Here is an 18,183-nt window from a genome sequence, read left to right on the forward strand (position 1 = left end):
CGCTTTGTAGGTGCTATTGAGGGACCTCGTGTCCACGATGTGGTCGCCCTGTCTCACCCTGCTTTTCGCGTCCAAACAGGAACTCGCAGCGAACTATTATTGCGGCCCAGACGTTAATCTAGTGACAACAGCAATTGGGTAAGAATCCCGATACTTCCTCCCCGCAGAAGAGTAGATCGTGACCGAGCAACCACATTCCGAAAGCCCGCAGAACCGCCAGTCACTGCTGTCGTGGTTGGCCGTCCCGCGACCCACCATGGTCAAGGTTGCGTTGGGTCTCCTCACGATTGAAGCGCTCGCTGTCATCGCATACACGGTGTGGGGAATTGCGGACATCGTCATGGGCAAGGTGGAGTACTGGGCTGTGTCGCTCGCTTTGGTGGCCTGCACGGCGCTCGCCGGCTGGCTGCTCGTGGCCATCACGCGGGGCATCGGTGACCGCAGCCCGTGGGTACGCGGCCCTGCGCTCACGATCCAGATCCTCATGGTCCTGGTTGGCGTGAGTATGCTGCAGGCCTCACTACCTGCGATCGGTATCCCGGTTCTCGCCTTTGGCGCGCTTACGTTTGTGGTTCTGTGTCTTCCCGCCGTCTCCAACTACATCGGTTTCCGCGAACTCAAGCAGGACTAGACGCTGAGCCTCGCGGGATGCGCCCGTCCGCTTTCCACGTAGACGGCATAGCCTGCACCTCCCGCGGGGTCGATTGCCGCTCCGACGGGCACGCCCAGGAACTCGCGCTCGCGGTGTCCCGGTTCCAGCCACAGCCCCTGCGCGCACGACTGCAGAAACCGCCCCAGCGCGCCGCCATAGGCGTTCGCTAGCGCGGTGGGCGCCACCTGTGCCAGCACGGGCACGCGCGCCGCATAGGCGGCTGCGAGCAGCTCGCCCACCTCGTAGGGGTTGCGTTCCGTGGTCAGGTCTAGGTCCTCAATGGACACAATGATTTTCGACGATTGACCTCCTTCCAGCGCACTGGTTGCGCTGTGTAGTTGTTCCGCGCCGTCCGTGGAGCTGACCCTCAGCACTGTTGCCTCGCCTGCGTGGGCACTCCGCCCGGCGATGAGGCGGGTGGCGGATGCAGTGCGTTTTGCTCCGCGCTTTCCCACGAGGACGAGGTTGTCGCCGTGCCATGCTAGGGGCTTGGGGCTGAAGCCGTAGGTTCCCGCGGCGCCGCCGGCGGGGGTGGGATGCGCGCGTGGTGGCAGGAAATCCTCCCTGTTCAACGCCTCCCAGTGTGGTACCTCCCCATTGAGTGAATCTTTGCTGCGGACTTCACCGGGTGAAGTGTGTTCTGAAACGGCGAACTGGCACGCGAGGGACTGGTGCGACTCGATCCACACTCCGCGTCCTGGAGCGCTGGGTAGACCAGCGAGTTCCTTGGGAACGCCCCACATGACGTCGTCGTGGGAGTTTCCGGTGCCGAGCACTATTCGGGTGGAGATGTGCGGCTCGTGGGTACGGGAGATGTGTGTGCCGTGGGCCGTAAAAAGCGAGGCCCCTGCTCGCCTCCCTCTTGTGAAGAGGATGTCTATGAGTTCTAGTCCGGACCCGCGGTCGAACGCTTCCAACTCTCGGATAACTTCGTCCGCGGTGTCTAGGACAATGAGCCCCGGCCGTTCGAGAGCGGAGGTGAGAGCCCCGTGGATGAGGAAGGCATCGGAGCTATCCACACAGATCAGCGAGGCCCCAACCAACCTGTCAAGCTCGGAGCGAACCATAGGGTGATCAACGTTGGGGCCGATCCATGTCACGGGGATCGCTTCGAGCTGGGGAACTCCATGCGGCACAGGCTTGGCGCTCCGGTTAAGCAGGGTGGCGGTCTGCTCAAGATCGGCATGCTCGAGGGCCGCTCGCACCAGGGAGAGCAGAGCCGTGGTCTTCCCGGATCGCGCGCGCCCGAGAACCGCACAGTGCGCGCCGAGGCTGTGGACGAGTGGCAGGTGGGTGAGTGAGTCCGGCGAGGCCCCGAGCACACCGGCATCCCCGGAGCGCGCGACCCACCGTTCCGGGAGGGGTGGTGCCCACAGTGCACGCGGACGTTCATAGATGGGGGCCCGCGACAACTCGGCCATGTACCAACCGAGGGGGTCGGGTGTGTCCGGTGAATCGTCGGTAATAACGGCTGGCGCAACCAGCGGGACGTGCCAGCGCGACAGCGCGCGGACCAGCGGGGCGGAGCCACGCGGAGGAGCGCCACACAGGAACGACTGCGCGCGGATCAGCGGCTCGGAGCCAACCCGCACGAGTACGCGGCCCGGCAGCGAGGCAGGGATCGCGGCGCCATCTGGCACCCCCAGCACGTCCAGCGAGTCCGCCTCGTCGGCAACCCTCAGGCAAGCGCGGAGAGTGATGTTGGCTCGCATATCCGGCGTGATCGCGCCGGAGGGTCGCTGGGTAGCAAGCACGAGATGAATCCCTAGCGAGCGGCCCTGTGCGGCCAGACGCACGAGCGAGGGAATGAAGTCGGGCTGGTCGTCTGCGAGTGCGCGAAACTCGTCGACCACGATGAGAAGTCGGGCAAGCGACCCGAGCCCGAGTCTCCGGTTGTAGTCCTCAATGCGGGTAATGCTGTGCTCGGCAAAGAGGCGCTCGCGGCGCTGCAACTCTTTGCGCAGCCCGACCAACGCGCGGCCGGACTCGGAGGGATCAAGGTCCGTGACCAGTGAAATCGTGTGCGGAAGCCGGGCCGCGGCGCCCAAACCTGCGCCGCCCTTGTAGTCCACCAGCACGAGGTGGAGTTCCGCCGGCGAGTAGCGGGCCGCCGCGCCAAACACGAGGGACTGCAGGAACTCGGACTTGCCGGAACCGGTGGTGCCGGCCACGAGCATGTGCGGTCCCTGCGCCACGAGGTCGAGCCACAGCGCGCTGCCATCCTCGCCGATGCCCACGGGCACGGTGAGTGCCCCCGGCGAGTTGGTTCCCCACCGCGCGCCAATGCCTGTGTTCAGGCTCGCCCCCACACCCTTACCAGCGCCCAACCCCAGAGAACCGAGCGCGTCCACGAGTGGGGCACTGGAAGGCAACCGAGAGGCACCGGCGCCGGTGGATATGAGGTGCGCGCCGAGCCCAACCACGAGCTCTTCGGCCAACTCTGGCGACAGCGCGTCTAAGTTGGCGTTGTGCGCCCCTACGCCAACAGGAACAACCGCTGTGCGGAACTCCGGGTGCGCAGTCACGGACGCGGCGAGCTCCCGCGAACACAGTACGACCAGGTGCGCCCCTGCCCGCGCGCTCTCCCGCACCGCTTGCACAAGCCGCGCTGCGAGCGTGGCATGGGGTGCGGGCAGATCGAGCAGGTCCACAACCGTGAGTGCCGGCAGGTTGACGCTCTGCTCGCGCCCAGCCCATGAGGAGACATTCGTGAGTCGGGGCCGGCGCCAGCGCAGGAACTCCCAGTTCTGCATGGCCGCGGAAGAAGCCACGATCTCGACGTCCGCCTCCTTGTCCGCACAGGAGTCCGTGTCCAGGGGCGATCCCGCTTCAACATCCACCGATCCCGCCCCGGCGAGCGCCCGGATCACGTGCTCCCGCGCAACCGACCGGGCGGCGGAGTGCGCGGACGCACGGACATCGCGCTCATCGCGACTAACCCCCGCCTGCGCATCGGCGTACGGCACCACGACGGCCATAACCGCAGGAACTCCGGCCAGGGCGCCCGCGATGTGAGGGGATGATGGATCCCTGATTGCGAGCACTAGTTCCCACAGCCTAGGTCGGGATGTGCGCGGCGCGCTCTCGTGAGCGCTCGCGGCTTGCGCGGGCTGCGCAGACTTCCTGCGCGCGAGGTGCTGCGCCACGAACATGAGCGGCCCCGCCAGCCCGAACAGCAGGAACGTTGGCTGCTGCATGACCGCCGCCAGGAGTGCCGAGATCGCGAGCGGCACAACGACCGGGACCGCCATGACCGCCGCCGACTCCCGGTAAGTCGGCTGCTCGGGCGCCGGTTCGTGGCCGAACCGGCCTGGGTTCCAGCGGACGGTCGGCTCGTACCTGACTACTTCTCCTATTTTCGACGATCCACTCGCTTTTCCCTGCACCTCCAGTTCCAGCACCACGCCGTGCGATAGGGTGAGCCCCCATAGCCATGCCCGCGGGTGCACGCGCAGCCGGCGGACGGAGGGTTTGAGGCCAAAGGGGCGCACGATGTGCGCGGTGCCCAGAACCAGGTGCGCGCGGAGTCCACCCTCGATCACCGCCGACCGAGGCTCCACATCGGTCGCGGGACTCACTACCGAACTAGCGGCTGTCCGAAACGTAGACCGGAGCGTAGACCGGAGCGCAGACCGGAGCGCAGACCACAGCGCATGAGCATGCCACCGCCACGACAACCGGACCCGCACGCTCGAAACCCCAGAGGCACCCGGCAACCCAGTGCGAACCCAAACTCCCTGTTCCACGCGTGCCCAACCTCGACCTCGCTCAGTGGAGGTGATCTCAGCGCCCACCGACGGCCCCGCGGTCTGGCGCATGACAGTCCCGGCATCGCCATGTGACCCCGCCGGCAGCTCGCCCAAGGCGCCAGTCCCACTCAAAGCGGACGCGCCGAGTAACGCACCGGCCCCACCCGCCACGGAAGCGGATCCCGCCATACCAACGGCCCGTTCGTTGGCTGGAACTGGGATGCGAGTGATGCGCGCTCCAAAGGTGAGTGGCGCGCTGCCCACCCGGTGCGCAGGGGTGAGCGCTTCCGTTCCCACGTACCAACGAGCCTCCGCACCCGCGATGCTCGCGGTCTGTGAGCTCAACTGGACCGCCAACTCGGCAAACGACGTTCCCGAGCGGACATCGAGTTCGCCAATGCCGGCGATGGACAGAGGGAGATAAGAGTCTGAGGCGCGCACCACGCAATCCTGCCCCGATCTCAGGCCGTACGCGGCAGGCAGCGAGAATCTGTGGATAACGGCAGGTGAGGGGCGCTGGGACGCAACTCGATCGTCGAAAATCAGTACTAGAAATTGGGCCCTACACGCACGAGTGCCCGGCACCCCTTTCGGGGTGCCGGGCACTCGCGGTCATCTACCTGTCAGTCGACGGACAGTGCCTCCACAGGAGAGGTCTTGACCGCTCCGCGCGCCGGGATGACCGAGGCGAGGAGTCCCGCGCCCAACGCGACCGCGAAGATCATCGCGATGTCGGTCCAGCGGGCCGAGAATGCCACATCAGTCATTCCACTGAGCAGGAGCTGAGTGCCAGCCCACGCGTACAGAGCACCCAGCGCCACACCAACGAGTGCGCCAATACCCGCGATGAGCATTCCCTCGAAAGCGAGGGACGTGCGCAGCTGGCGCTTGGACATGCCCACCGCTCGCAGTGTCGCGTTCTCGCGGCGGCGCTCGATGATCGAGAGCGACAGCGTGTTGGCCACACCGATCAGCGCGATGAGCACTGCTACGCCAAGCAACCCAACCAGGATCAGCAGCATGATATCGATTGCCTTCTGGAACTCAAGGCGCTGCATGACTGAACCTTCGAGCGACACGTTCTCGCTGCCAAGAACGTCTCGGATCTCGTCCACAGTATCGCCGGCATTCTTCAGGTCGGAGACCTTAATGAACAGGGTTGACGAACGGACCTGTGAATCGTCAATGCCGAACGTGTTTACCAGTTCCTCAAAGACTTCAGAGGTGACGGCGATTCCATTGATTCCACCGTTACCAGCGCTCTTGAGCTCCACTCGGTCAGCCCAACCAGGCTGCTCCTCAGGCCCGCCATTACCGACAATCTCGTCTGAGTTCTTGAACATCCAAATAGGAGTGTCCTTCTTGAACGAGTTGTATGCGGGGTGGAGGAACTTGCCCTCCCCCAACTGGTCAAGGACTGATGCATCACGCATAGCGTTGCGTGCGTCTTCACTCAGTTCCACGAGGGTTTCGGTTTCCACATAGTTGTGGTCGATACCGTCTTGGGATGCAAAGTTCACATAGGTTTGACGCGCCGCGTACACGTACTCGACACCGTCGATCGCACGCACCTTCTGAGCTGTCTGGTTCGTGTCGACTGCCTTGCCATCAGCGCCCTGATAGAACTGGGCAACAAGATCGATGGGGAAGGTCTCGTCGAGTTCTCGATCCAGCGTGCTGCGGGCAGTTGACGCTCCGATCGATAGGAGAGACACGAGCGTTACGCCGATGAAGAGTGCGGTCGCGGTGGATGCAGTACGCCGAGGGTTACGTGCGATGTTCGCGGCAGCGAGCTGCGCGGGTGCACCCATCTTGCTGAACAACTTACCCACGCCGGAAACAACGGCTGGTACCCACAGCACTGCTGAAATGATGAGGCCCACAAAGCTGGCAGCGCCACCGAGAATGCCGAGTCCAACTGCGATGTCGAGCGAGTCCTCACGAAGCGTGAATGAGAATGCGAGCAGCCCCGCGCCGCCGAGTACGAGGAGCGCCGCAATAACGGTGCGCACCTTGCCAGCGGTTCCACGAGTCTCCGCAACCCCCTCGATCGGACGAAGTGCGGCAAGTGGAGCCACGCGGGTTGCCACACGGGCCGGAACGAACGAGGCGAGGAGCGTCACCAGGGTTCCCGCTACGAGAGGTACCCAAATGGCGGTTGCCGGGATCGAAACCACGGAAGGGATTGACGCCGAAAGACCAACTGCACTTACGACCCAGAGGATTGCCTGGACGAGCAGGATTCCGAGAATAACGCCGGCCACGGACGCGAGGAACCCGAGGATGAGCGCCTCAACAAGAACCGAACGCTTAATCTGCTTGGTGTTTGCACCCACACAGCGCAGAAGTGCGAGCGTGCGAGCGCGCTGGGCCACGAGAACTTGGAACGTGTTTGAGATGACCAGTGCAGCAACAAGGAGCGCGATTCCTGCAAAGGCGAGGACAGCGGACATGATGATGTTCGCCTCGCCCGTGAGCGCTTCGAGTTGGTCCTGCGTGATCTGCTCAATGCTGGAGACCTTAAGCCCACCGGCTAACTGGGTAATTTCGTCCTGAAGTGCGCCCAGTCGGACAGCATCTCCTGCAACCGAAGGTTCCGCGGCAACCAGCACATGCTCTGCGAACATTTCACCTGAGTCAAGCGCGGAGTAGATGGATTGGATACCTTCCAAGGTAGTAACCGCAGCACCGCCATAGCTTGTGTACGCACCCTTAGGGTCCTCCGTCAGGCCGGTGATCTTGAAAGAGACCTTGCCTTGCGTGGCGTCGCCGCCATTAGTGACCGCGATGTCGTCGCCAACTGCTACGCCGAAGCGTTCCGCAAACTTCACGGGAAGAGAGATCTCATCGGCGGCAGAAGGAGCCTTGCCCTCCGAGTACGTGAAGAAGTTGAGACCCGCTGATTCACCCTGAGTAATAAACGGTAGGTATTCTTGGGAACTTCCCTTGACCAGGGAGAACCAGCCTTGAGAACTAATGGACGTCTCAGCGACTTCTGGAAGCGCGTCGATTTTCTCGATCAGGTCAACAGGAACGCCGGAGTACTCCACGCTCTTGTAACCATCAACAGTGGTCTCCTTATACCCAAGGACAACCACGTCGGACTGCCCGTACTGCGCGGTCATTGCGCCTTCGGCCGACTTTACAAAGACCTGACCGCCCATGAACGTGGCGGCAATGAACGCGGTGCCTATGACGATCGCAATCGCCGCGGCGATGAGGCGGCCAACGTTCTGCCTCATCTGGAAGAGAGTGATTCTTAGCATCTGGTTCAGACCTGCTTAGGGGCTAGAACGGAAGCGGTCGCGTCAAAGTTACGCAGCGCGTCGAGTCCGGCCAGAACCGATTCTGGCGTGGGGTCACCAATGTCGCCGGCGATCTTGCCGTCAGCGATGAGTACAACGCGGTCCGCGTAGGCTGCGGCGGCAGGGTCGTGGGTGACCATGATGATGGTGCGTCCGAGTTCACGCACGGACTGGCGCAGGAAGGACAGAACCTCGGCGCCCGAGCGCGAGTCGAGGTTACCGGTTGGCTCGTCTGCAAAGACGACCTCAGGGCGGGCGATGAGCGCGCGAGCAATCGCAACGCGCTGCTGCTGGCCACCGGAGAGTTCGGATGGGCGGTGGTTGAGGCGTTCGGTCAGGCCCAAGGTGCCAGCGAGGGTGTTCAGCCACTCCTTGTCGTCCTTGGTGACCTTCTTGTTCGCAAGCGTCAAGGGGAGCAGGATGTTCTGCTCAGCGTTGAACATCGGAAGCAGGTTAAAGGACTGGAACACAAACCCAACCCGGTCGCGGCGCAGTGACGTGAGTTGATCGTCGTTAAGGGTTGTGACATCGGTGGAACCAATGTAGGCGTGCCCGCTGGTAGCCGAGTCGAGGCCCGCCAGCAGGTGCATGAGCGTGGACTTACCCGAACCGGAAGGGCCCATGATCGCGGTGAACTGGCCCTGCGCGAAGTCCACGTCTACGCCGTCGAGCGCGCGGACGATCGAGGCGCCAGAACCGTAGTGCTTGGTCAGTCCGCGTGCGGATACTGCGACGGGGAGCTGTTGGACTGGCGCGTGGGCACCGTAGCCGCTGAGGGGCTGTGACATGAAATCTCCTAGAGATGAACGGGTAAGAATGCGCGAGGCGCGAACCTATCTATCACCCTAGAAAACGAGGTCCCCTCGCGTCGTCAGGCGACGGAGGGGACTTGTTGCGCTCAGGTCAGACTCAGGTTGCACCCTCTGGTGCGACCATGGTCGTCATGTCGGCGGCGGTGGGCTAGCGCTCACACTGATTTTCGACGATTTACTCGCCTGGTTTGACCAGCCCATTCTCGTAGGCGGTCACCACGATCTGCACGCGGTCGCGTGCACCGAGCTTGTGCAGGATGCGACCCACGTGTGTCTTGACTGTGGCTTCCGCCACGAACAGCTCGCGCGCGATCTCGGTGTTGCTCATCCCCTTGGCAATGAGCATGAGGACGTCCATCTCTCGCTCCGTGAGCGACGCGAGCTTGTCGGCGTGGGGTGACGCCACGGCTTGCTCGGCGGGCAGGGGAGTGATGAGACGCCCAAGCAGGCGGCGGGTCGTGGAGGGGGCGATCACTGCGTCACCCTCGTGGACGGTGCGGATTGCGTTGAGCATTTCCTCGGGTGGGGCGTCCTTGAGGAGGAATCCGGAAGCTCCGGCCCTGATTGCCTCGAGGGCGTACTCATCCAGGTCAAAGGTCGTCAGAATGAGGATGCGGGGCGTGACCGAGGGGTCCTTGGCGGACCAGTACTCGGTGAGCTTGGCGGTGACGGCAAGCCCGTCCATCTCCGGCATACGGATGTCCATCAGGACCACGTCGACGTCGCTGTCCTTGAGGGTCGACAGGGCTGATGCGCCGTCGCCGGCTTCCGCGACCACGTGCAGGTCAGGCTGGGAATCGATCACCATCTTGAAGCCCGCACGTAGTAGCTGTTGGTCGTCCACGATTGCGACCTTAATGGGGGAGTCTGGGCTGATCATGTCCGTATTCCTAGGGGTGTGGGTCTGGCTGGCGCGGAGAGGACGCCGTGGTTCATCCTACGCATCCTTGCGCAACTACTCTCTAAGTTCCGGCAGCGGAAGGTCAAGCTCGACGCGGAATCCACCGCCCTGGCGTGGGCCCGACTTCACGGTCCCGCCAAAGAGTGCGGCGCGCTCCCGCATGCCCAGGAGGCCCATGCCGGCGCCGTCTGACGTGGAGGCTGCACCGCGGCCGTCGTCCTCAATCTCGAGGCGGACCGAGTCACGGCCCCACGATTGCACGACCGTGACCGTGGGGTCCGGGCCGGCGTGCTTGAGGATGTTGGTGAGAGACTCTTGGCAAATGCGGTACAGGGTGAGTCCCGCGCCGGGAGGAAGTTGGCGAGGAGTGCCCATGCGGACAAGCGAGACGCGGACTCCGGAAGTACGCATGGAGTCGACCAGCGACTGGATGTCACCCGCGGCAGGTTGTGGTGAGCGCAGTACGGAATCGTCATCGGGATCGCCGTTGGGATCTTCCCTCAGGACGCCGAGGAGGCGGCGCATGTCCGCCAGCGCCGCGCGCCCCGTCTCCGAAATTGTGGTCAGCGTCTTTTCTGCCATCTCAGGGTTCACTTTGGCCGCATACCTGCCGCCATCCGCCTGGGCGATGATGACGGACAGGGAATGCGCCACGATGTCGTGCATTTCTCGCGCGATCCGGGAGCGTTCGGCAGCGGCACCGATCTGTGCCTGCTTTTCCTTGTCGAGTTCGAGGGCGATGTTGCGCTCGCGGAGCACTCGGACCGAGTCGAGGCGTGTTCGACGCATGAGACCGAGCGCCCACACCGTGAGAAAGAGTAAACCGAGGGTAAAGGTTGAGATAAGGATTGGTTTGAGGTTGAGCTCCGAGCCCCCATCCCCGACGTGCCCAAAGAAGGCCGCACCCGCAAAGGAACTGAAGAGCGCAAATCGGCCTGCCCACCTCGGCCCATAGACTGTGATCGAGTAGAGGGCCACAAGTACGGCAAGGTCCGCTGGGAAGATGAGCGAAGGGCCAATAATCATGTGTGTAAGGGCGACCGCGAACACAGCCGCCGCAGAGATCACGGGGGCCGACCGGCGGAACGCAAGCGGCACCAACAGGAACAATGCAAACACCGCCGACCACATGCCCGAGTCGTCCGGGCCAAAGAACCACTTGAAGCCAGAACCCACGCCTGCAGACCACGGAACCACAGCCAAGGCTGTGATCGTAACCAGCGTCGCATCAAGGCGCTGACCGTTCTCTTCAGCCCAACGACCGAATCTCTCGAACACATTCATGGTCCAAGCCTAGGTGGATGAACCGGGCCCGGTCGTCAACCTCACGTCTACTTTTGCGATTTGAGGGAGTACAAATGCCAATTCATGACCTAACATAGCCACATGACACAAGTACTGCTGGCTGAAGACGACCCGGCAATCGCCGAGCCACTCGCTCGCGCTCTCACCCGCGAGGGATACAACGTCAACGTTCAGGGAACTGGGCAGGGTGCGATCGATAGCGCTTCGAGCGCGGACCTCATCGTTCTCGACCTCGGACTCCCGGACATGGACGGGCTCGAAGTTGCTCGAGCCATCAGAGTCAAGGGCCTGAGCACCCCTGTTCTCGTGCTCACGGCTCGCGCAGACGAGGTTGACCTCGTTGTCGGACTCGACGCCGGAGCCGACGACTACGTCACCAAGCCTTTCCGACTGGCGGAACTCCTCGCACGCGTGCGCGCACTGCTGCGCCGCACCCACGGGGACCCCACTGAAGCCGAAGAGATCAACGCTCAGGACGTCAGGGTTGATGTGGCAGCGCACCGCGCGTTCCAAGAGGGTCGCGAGTTGCACCTCACCACCAAGGAGTTCGAGTTGCTGCGTGTTCTCGTGGCTTCCGCAGGCTCAGTGGTGAACCGAGACACCCTCATGCGCGAGGTCTGGGGATCCGAGCCGATCGGTTCCACCAAGACCCTCGACATGCACGTGTCGTGGCTGCGCCGCAAGCTCGACGACGACGCGAACAACCCCCGCTACATCACTACCGTACGCGGGCTGGGATTCCGGTTCGAGGCCGGCGACAACTGATAGCAACCAACGCGGGCCGGTTCGTTTGAACCGGCCCTCGTTGTTTCCAAAACCAGGAGTAACTCGTGCGTCGCAGACTCATTCTGGCCACCATCTCGGCCGTTGCCGTTGCGGTCCTTTTGCTCGGATTCCCACTCGCCTTCTTTGGCGGCTTCTACGTGTTCAGCAACGAGCGCCAAGAGTTAGCCAACCGCACCGACGCCCTCGCCCGCGCGGTGGAGTACCGCATCACGCGCAACGAGCCACTCGACCAGGACCAACTGGACCGGTACGCGTTTGGTGGGCAGCAACCGGATGCGCAGGTGCGAGTCATCCTCCCCACGGGCGAGAGCGGCACGGCGGGGGAGACGATCGACGGTAAGAAGTTGGAGTCCGCGGTCTTCACCAACTCCAAGGCCTTGGTGACGATCTCGATCTCCTACTGGGACGTATTTATGCGTTCCTTCCAAGTGGTTAGCTTGGTTATTTCCGCCGCGTTCGTTGCGTTTGGCGCAGGGATCTGGGTGGCAGTGTGGCAGGCCAACCGATTATCCGCGCCGCTCGTGTACCTTGCCGCGTCGGCCGAGCAGTTAGGGTCGGGACAGGTCCGCCCTCACGTGGAGAAGTCCGGCGTGGAAGAGATCGACCTCGTGGCCGATGAACTGACCCGCTCGGCGGACCGCCTCGCGGTCCGCATTGCTGCGGAGCGTCAGTTCGCCTCAGATGCTTCGCATCAGCTGCGCACCCCGCTCACGGCGCTTTCGATGCGCCTTGAAGAGATTTCAATGCTTGCCGACGATTCCCTCGAGATCCAGGAGGAGGCTCGGATCTCCTTGGAGCAGGTTGAGCGTCTGGTCGCCACAGTGGACGATCTCCTGTCGCGCTCGCGCAAAGCACAGGGAGGTACCACAGAGCCCGTGCACCTCGAGGAGGTCCTCCAACAGCAGGAGGAGGAATGGCGACCCATTTTCGCCAAAGCCGGTCGTGAGCTCAGCATGGTGCGCGAAGGCGACTTCATGGTTCTCGCAACCCCGGGTGCGCTCGCGCAGGTGCTTGCGACCCTCATTGAGAACTCCCTCAAGCACGGCGCCGGGACCACCACGGTGGTGGCCAAGCAAAAGGGACCTCGCGGTGGCATCGTCGTGCAGGTGAGCGATGAGGGCGAAGGCGTGCCGGATGAGTTGGTTCCCAAGATCTTTGAGCGCGGAGTTACCTCCGGGGCTGGGACGGGCCTCGGGCTCCCTCTGGCCAAGGACCTCGCCGCCACGGACGGCGCGCGGCTGGAACTTTCGGTTCCGCGGCCCGCACAATTTACGCTCCACCTTTCAGGCGTGCCGCGAAAGTTCGACGCCACGAACATCCTGCCGCACGGGAACATGGTGAGTAGTGACAACCGTGGCACTCGAAAGCTCAAGAAGCTGTCGAGTAGGGGAAGCGGAAACTCGCCAACGTAGCCTCGGGTGTAGTAGCTGGGTGTGGTGTCCCAGAGTGACTGTCAAGCAGACAGTTCCACGACCGGAGCCTCATCCTTGGGGGCTCTGCTACCGGTGAAGACGAGGTGCTTGTAGGCGAAGTACCTAAACGCTGTTCCGAGCACGAGGCCCACCACGTTCGCTGAGATGTTGTCCGCGAGCGGGCTGGTGTAGCCCAGCACGTAACGGGAAACCCACAGGCACAGGACTGCAATAGCCATGCCGCCGATATTCACCACAACGAAGCCAACGAACTCCCGGGCCTTCGTGGAGGTTCGCTGACGCGCAAATGTCCAGAGCCTGTTGCCCAGCCAGGTGACAATCATCGCGACCGAAACGGAAGCGATCTTGGCGGCGATGGGTTCGCCTGCAAGCAGCGCGACAGGTCCGTGCTGGAGCAGGTTGAACACCCCTATGTCCACGATGAAGCCGAGACCGCCCACAAATCCAAACTTCATCAACTCGAGGAGTCGGGCTCGTAACGAAGCAACAGTCCGGCGCGCTGGAGCGCCCGGAACGGCCTGCGGATCGCCTAGGGAACGGGTAGGGGCAGTCACCGCACCAGACTACAGTGCTGGACATAATTCGGGCATCACGTCCCCGTGCATTAGGCTTTTGAGACGTGGTAGTTCCTATAGTTTCCGTAATTGGTGGCGGCCAGCTCGCCCGCATGATGGCCCCCGGCGCAGCAGAGCTCGGCGTCCACCTAAGAGTGCTGGTGGAGAGTGAAACCTCATCCGCAGCGCAAGTAGTGGTGGATGCTCCGGTGGGCCAAGCCCACGATGCAGACGCGATTCGCGCACTGGTCCAGGGCTCCAACGTTCTGACATTTGAGCACGAACACGTCTCCAACGACCTGCTCCGTGAGCTCATCGCCCAGGGTGTTTCGGTTCAGCCAGGACCAGATGCGCTCTTGCAGGCTCAAGACAAGATCGTGATGCGGCGCCGACTCACCGAGATGGGCGTCCCCTGCCCTGCATGGGCTCCGCTTTCGCGAGCTAAGGATGCGGCGCGCACGGAGTTGGAAGCGTTTATCTCTGAGCACGGACCAGAGGTCGTGGTGAAGACGGCACGCGGTGGCTACGACGGCAAGGGCGTGCGCGTGGTGTCGTCTGCCACTGAGGTCGAGGACTGGTTTGAGGCAACGACCGCAGGGGGTCCAGACCTTCTTGTCGAGGCAAAGGTTCCCTTCACTCGCGAGCTAGCGGTCTTGGTCGCGCGGCGCCCCTCCGGGCAGAGCGTTACGTGGCCCGTGGTTGAGTCGATCCAGCGAGAAGGCGTGTGCTCCGAGGTCATCGCTCCCGCCCCCAACCTCACTGTGGAGGAAGCCGAAGAAGCGCGCCAGATCGCGCTCACGATTGCCGGGGGCCTTGGCGTTACGGGTGTCCTCGCAGTTGAGATGTTCGAGACCGTGGATGAGCAGGGCGAACGGCACATGTTTGTCAACGAACTCGCCATGCGCCCGCACAACTCGGGACACTGGACCATTACTGGATCAGTGACCAGCCAGTTCGAGCAGCACCTGCGTGCTGTCCTCGATCTGCCGCTCGGGTCGACCGAACCCACCGTGACCTGGACTGTCATGGCGAATGTCCTTGGCTCCACACGCGACTCCTTGACTGAGGGCTTGGAAGAGGTTGCAGCCAAGTTCCCTGAGGCCAAGGTCAATGTCTACGGCAAGGAAACCCGTCCCGGACGCAAACTCGGTCACGTCAACGTGAGCGGCGACGACCTCGATGAGGTACTTCACCGTGCCACGTCCGCCGCTGCCATCCTGCGCGGCGAATCACTAGGAGAGTAGACGCTCATGAGCCAGACACCTTCTGCACCACTCGTCTCCATTGTCATGGGGTCGGACTCGGACTGGAATGTCATGGAGGACGCCGCCAAGGCGCTCACCGAGTTCGGCGTTCCGGTTGAAGTGGACGTAATTTCTGCCCACCGCATGCCCACCGAGATGATCGAGTTCGGACGCACCGCCCACGAACGCGGCATCCGCGTCATTATCGCGGGTGCGGGCGGTGCTGCCCACCTGCCAGGGATGCTCGCAGCCGTGACTCCGCTGCCTGTGATCGGTGTGCCCGTTCCTCTCAAGTACCTCGACGGAATGGACTCGCTGCTCTCCATCGTACAAATGCCGGCTGGCGTTCCCGTGGCCACGGTTTCGATTGGTGGCGCACGGAATGCAGGCCTGCTGGCTGCCCGTATGCTCGCGGCAGGAACAGACGAGCTGGCTAGCACACTGCGTGCGCAGATGATCGAGTTTCAGGAGGAACTCTCCAAAGTGGCCCACGCCAAGGGGGAGCGTCTGCGCTCCGCCTACGCGCAGGAATCCTAACACCGACACTTAACGCAAGGGGCCGGGCCGGAAACAATAGTTTCTTGCCCGGCCCCTTGCGTTGAGCACGCTACTTGAGCTTGTTGTACTCGCCAGGTTCTAGGCTGCCGTTGGCAATGTCCTTGAAGAACTGTGCGCTGGCCGCCTCGTCAATCTGCACGGCGGAACCGACCCCACCCGGGCGATAGTCGAGGGAGATGATCGGTGGTGTTCCCGTGATTCCCTTGTCGGAGTTGGCATTCTGGAAGGCCAAGGCCATCTTGCCCAGGTCAAGGAAGCCGGTTCCCTCGGACACAACGAGCGCGCCGGTGCCTGCGTCCACAAGCTTGACCTGCGTTGACGGGTTCATGAGCTTCGATGGGCTCTTCAAGCCCTTGGCGATGGCCGAGACGACCTGGCGCTGGCGCTCGGCGCGTCCGATGTCGCCCTTGGGGTCGGCCTTTCGCATGCGGGAGAACGCGAGAGCGGTTGAGCCGTCGGCAACGTGGCAGCCGGCCTTCCACTTCAGCTTGGACTCCTTGTCCTTCACGTCACGGTCATAGCACAGCCGGACGCCACCCAGGGCGTCGACGATGTCTTCGACTCCTTGGAAGCCAACCTCGACGTAGTGATCCACAGCCATGCCGGTGAACTGCTCAACTGTTGCAACGAGGAGGGGAGCACCGCCGAAGGAAAACGATGCGTTGATCTTGTTCGAGTCGTAGCCCGGGATTGGTACGTAGATGTCGCGGGGGAGGGAGATGAGAGCCGAGGGGCCCTTCGCGGGCACGTGCAGGAGCATGATCGTGTCCGCGCGTGCGCCAGGTACGTTTCCACCCACATCTGTGTTCTCGCGTGAATCGGAACCCGCAATGAGGTAGGTGGTGCCTGGTGTTGCTGCTGCACCCGAAAGCGCTTCGATGTGGTTGAGTTTTCCGTTCGCCCACAAGAGCATTCCGACCGGCCACGCTAGGAGCGCCGCGATGACGAGGACACTGACCAGAGCGACGGTCTTCTTGTGGGACCGCTTAGCCTTGGTGAGCGGGGGCTGGGAGGCGGGCTGTGGGTGGCGAACCGCTGGGCGCTGTCCTAGGGGCTGTGCGCCGCCCTGCACCGCTGCTGATTGCTGGCGCTGGCCCGATGCCGGTGCTGAGGCGCGCTGGGATGACCCCGGTCCGTAGGAAGGAGGAAGCGAATCATGCTGGGCGCCAAGAGGCTGGCGAGGCTGTGCCTTTCGCTCCTGCGAGCGTGCCTGCCCGGCCGTGCTGCCTCCCGGCGCGAATGACTGTGGAGCGGGCTTCGCGGACCGTGGTTGCTGCCCACCCGAATACGCACCAGTTGGGTACGCCTTGCGCGCTGGAGGAACTACGGGTTGAGAGTTCGTCTGAGGGCCGGAAACGCGCTGCGGTGCAACTCGAGTCTCCTGGGGGCCAGTTTCTGGCGACCCCACCTCGATTGCGGGCGTGCGCTTGGGGCGAAGTGGTCGACCTGCGGCGGGCGTAAAGCTCGGCGGCGGGAGTGCGGGACCCCTGCCGTTCCGTGACGCGCCGTTGTTGTTTTCAGTCATGGAAAACCCAATCAGTCGGCGGTGGATTCGTTCGTACCCGGTTCGGTGCAGTCAGGAGTTGAGGTGGAGTCTGGATCGGTGCCTTCACTGCCGGTTGCTGGCGTGCACTCTTCAACCTTCTCCTTGAGGGGCGCGTCGATCGCCAGCTTCTCCCAGATCTCATCAGCGCCAACGGTCCACAGGACGTGGTTCCGGTTGGTTGGGTCGTCCACAACTGGAACTGCCTCGAACGTAACGTCGTCCGTGCGGATGCTCGTCATTGAGGTCGCGAGGCCAAGGAGGTTGTCACCGAGTTCTGTGTCAGTCTTGAGAGAGGCGAGTCCGGAGGACACGAACGCTGTGAGTTTGGGCAGGTCGGTTATGAGGTTCTTGGACAGTGCCGTCTCAATCGTGGCAGTCAGGACAGCTTGCTGGCGTTCAATGCGCTTGAGGTCAGAACCGATCTCGAGGCCCCAGCCGGTTCCCGTGCGGGCACGGACCAACTGCAGTGCGGTTGTGCCGTCGAGGGTCTGCTGTCCAGCCTTGAGGGTCAGCCCCTTGGCCTTTTTGGAGTACATGTCCTCGGGGATGTCGATGTCGATCCCACCGAGGGAGTCAACCAGGTTCTTGAATCCTGCGAAGTCCACAACGATGAAGTGGTCGATGGCGAGCCCGGTATTTTCCTGGACAGTGTTGATCGTGCAGGCCGCGGCTGATGCGATGTCTCCACCATTGTCCCAGCCGCGGGCGAATGCCGAGTTGAACATTGCCCTCTGCGTGGCAGGAAGTACCTTGCCATCTGTTGTGCGGCATTCAGGGATGGTGACCATGGAGTCACGTGGGATCGAGACCACGTCAACACGCGAACGGTCGGATGAGATGTGCGCGAGCATTGTCGTGTCCGAACGCATACCCTCAGATGCCTTGTCCGAGATCTCGCCGTTCTTGCCGGACCGGTCATCTGTTCCCATCACGAGAATGTTCAGCGACTTTCCTGCTTGGGCGTCCTTGGGTTTGGCGGGAGGGGCAACGATGTCCTTCACGTCAACCTTTTCAACGAGGTTGTCGGTGCGCCACTTCACGCCGAAAGCTACGGAAGAGGTGAGTGCCAGAAGTGCAACAGCAAACATGCCGAAAATGCGCAACGCTCGGTGGCTACCGAGCGTCCTCGCGTGTGCTGGAGTCGCGCGCATAAAATCTGATGCCTTGCGGCTCGTCTTCTTCTGGGTCACGTTAATAAATCCTAAGATGAAGACACGTGGATTGCTCGAACGCATGGGGGTAATCGCGTGTAAAAGTTGTGTATAGACCTTGGTTTCTGGCCGAAATCAGCCAGATGGCGGGTTCCAGCGCTCTGCGCACCGCACAGAGGCGGGCTTT

At 62.8% G+C, this 18,183-nt stretch carries 13 protein-coding genes; 5 read left to right on the forward strand and 8 right to left on the reverse strand.

All coding sequences use genetic code 11. From position 1 onward, the window contains the following. The first annotated feature begins 178 nt into the window (after window positions 1-178). Complete coding sequence (locus HGSM_RS12120; protein ID WP_019149033.1) at window positions 179-631, forward strand: hypothetical protein; 453 nt, start codon at window positions 179-181, stop codon at window positions 629-631. On the opposite strand, the gene HGSM_RS12125 is transcribed toward HGSM_RS12120, so the two are convergent. The 5 genes from HGSM_RS12125 to HGSM_RS12145 form a co-directional block, all read right to left on the reverse strand. Beyond that, window positions 628-4,842 (reverse strand): FtsK/SpoIIIE domain-containing protein, encoded by a 4,215-nt coding sequence (locus HGSM_RS12125; protein ID WP_019149034.1) that lies wholly within the window; start codon window positions 4,840-4,842, stop codon window positions 628-630. The genes HGSM_RS12120 and HGSM_RS12125 overlap by 4 nt on opposite strands. Window positions 4,843-5,024: 182 nt before the next feature. Further along, entirely contained in the window at window positions 5,025-7,643 is a 2,619-nt protein-coding gene (locus tag HGSM_RS12130; RefSeq protein WP_019149035.1) for an ABC transporter permease, read from the reverse strand. A 29-nt stretch (window positions 7,644-7,672) separates the two neighbouring features. Further along, window positions 7,673-8,494, reverse strand: a complete 822-nt coding sequence (locus HGSM_RS12135; protein WP_019149036.1) for an ABC transporter ATP-binding protein — start codon at window positions 8,492-8,494, stop codon at window positions 7,673-7,675. 199 nt (window positions 8,495-8,693) lie between these two features. Next, window positions 8,694-9,398 (reverse strand): response regulator, encoded by a 705-nt coding sequence (locus HGSM_RS12140; RefSeq protein WP_019149037.1) that lies wholly within the window; start codon window positions 9,396-9,398, stop codon window positions 8,694-8,696. A 75-nt stretch (window positions 9,399-9,473) separates the two neighbouring features. Beyond that, window positions 9,474-10,703, reverse strand: coding sequence for a sensor histidine kinase (locus HGSM_RS12145; RefSeq protein ID WP_040595151.1), 1,230 nt, complete (start codon window positions 10,701-10,703; stop codon window positions 9,474-9,476). Window positions 10,704-10,805: 102 nt separating this feature from the next. Between HGSM_RS12145 and HGSM_RS12150 the strand changes: the two genes are divergently transcribed. Together HGSM_RS12150 and HGSM_RS12155 are read left to right on the forward strand one after the other, a co-directional pair. Beyond that, window positions 10,806-11,489: a response regulator transcription factor gene (locus HGSM_RS12150; RefSeq protein ID WP_019149039.1), complete on the forward strand. Its 684-nt coding sequence runs from the start codon at window positions 10,806-10,808 to the stop codon at window positions 11,487-11,489. A 65-nt stretch (window positions 11,490-11,554) separates the two neighbouring features. Further along, entirely contained in the window at window positions 11,555-12,922 is a 1,368-nt protein-coding gene (locus HGSM_RS12155; RefSeq protein ID WP_019149040.1) for an ATP-binding protein, read from the forward strand. Between the two features lie 41 nt (window positions 12,923-12,963). Here HGSM_RS12155 and HGSM_RS12160 read toward each other — a convergent pair whose 3' ends face one another. Then, a complete protein-coding gene (locus HGSM_RS12160; protein ID WP_051009864.1) occupies window positions 12,964-13,497 on the reverse strand; it encodes a GtrA family protein in 534 nt (177 codons plus the stop codon). A gap of 65 nt (window positions 13,498-13,562) precedes the next feature. Here HGSM_RS12160 and HGSM_RS12165 point away from each other — a divergent pair, with 65 nt between their 5' ends. After that, a complete protein-coding gene (locus HGSM_RS12165) occupies window positions 13,563-14,741 on the forward strand; it encodes a 5-(carboxyamino)imidazole ribonucleotide synthase (protein ID WP_019149042.1) in 1,179 nt (392 codons plus the stop codon). A gap of 6 nt (window positions 14,742-14,747) precedes the next feature. Next, entirely contained in the window at window positions 14,748-15,278 is a 531-nt protein-coding gene (gene purE, locus HGSM_RS12170) for a 5-(carboxyamino)imidazole ribonucleotide mutase (RefSeq protein WP_019149043.1), read from the forward strand. Window positions 15,279-15,348: 70 nt separating this feature from the next. On the opposite strand, the gene HGSM_RS14225 is transcribed toward purE, so the two are convergent. Both HGSM_RS14225 and HGSM_RS12180 read right to left on the reverse strand, forming a co-directional pair. Beyond that, window positions 15,349-16,824: an LCP family protein gene (locus HGSM_RS14225; protein ID WP_019149044.1), complete on the reverse strand. Its 1,476-nt coding sequence runs from the start codon at window positions 16,822-16,824 to the stop codon at window positions 15,349-15,351. A gap of 11 nt (window positions 16,825-16,835) precedes the next feature. Continuing rightward, window positions 16,836-18,035 (reverse strand): LCP family protein, encoded by a 1,200-nt coding sequence (locus HGSM_RS12180; protein WP_019149045.1) that lies wholly within the window; start codon window positions 18,033-18,035, stop codon window positions 16,836-16,838. Window positions 18,036-18,183: the final 148 nt, after the last annotated feature.

Origin of the sequence: Timonella senegalensis JC301, assembly GCF_000312125.1 — a bacterium.
Classification (GTDB): Bacteria; Actinomycetota; Actinomycetes; order Actinomycetales; family Cellulomonadaceae; genus Timonella; species Timonella senegalensis.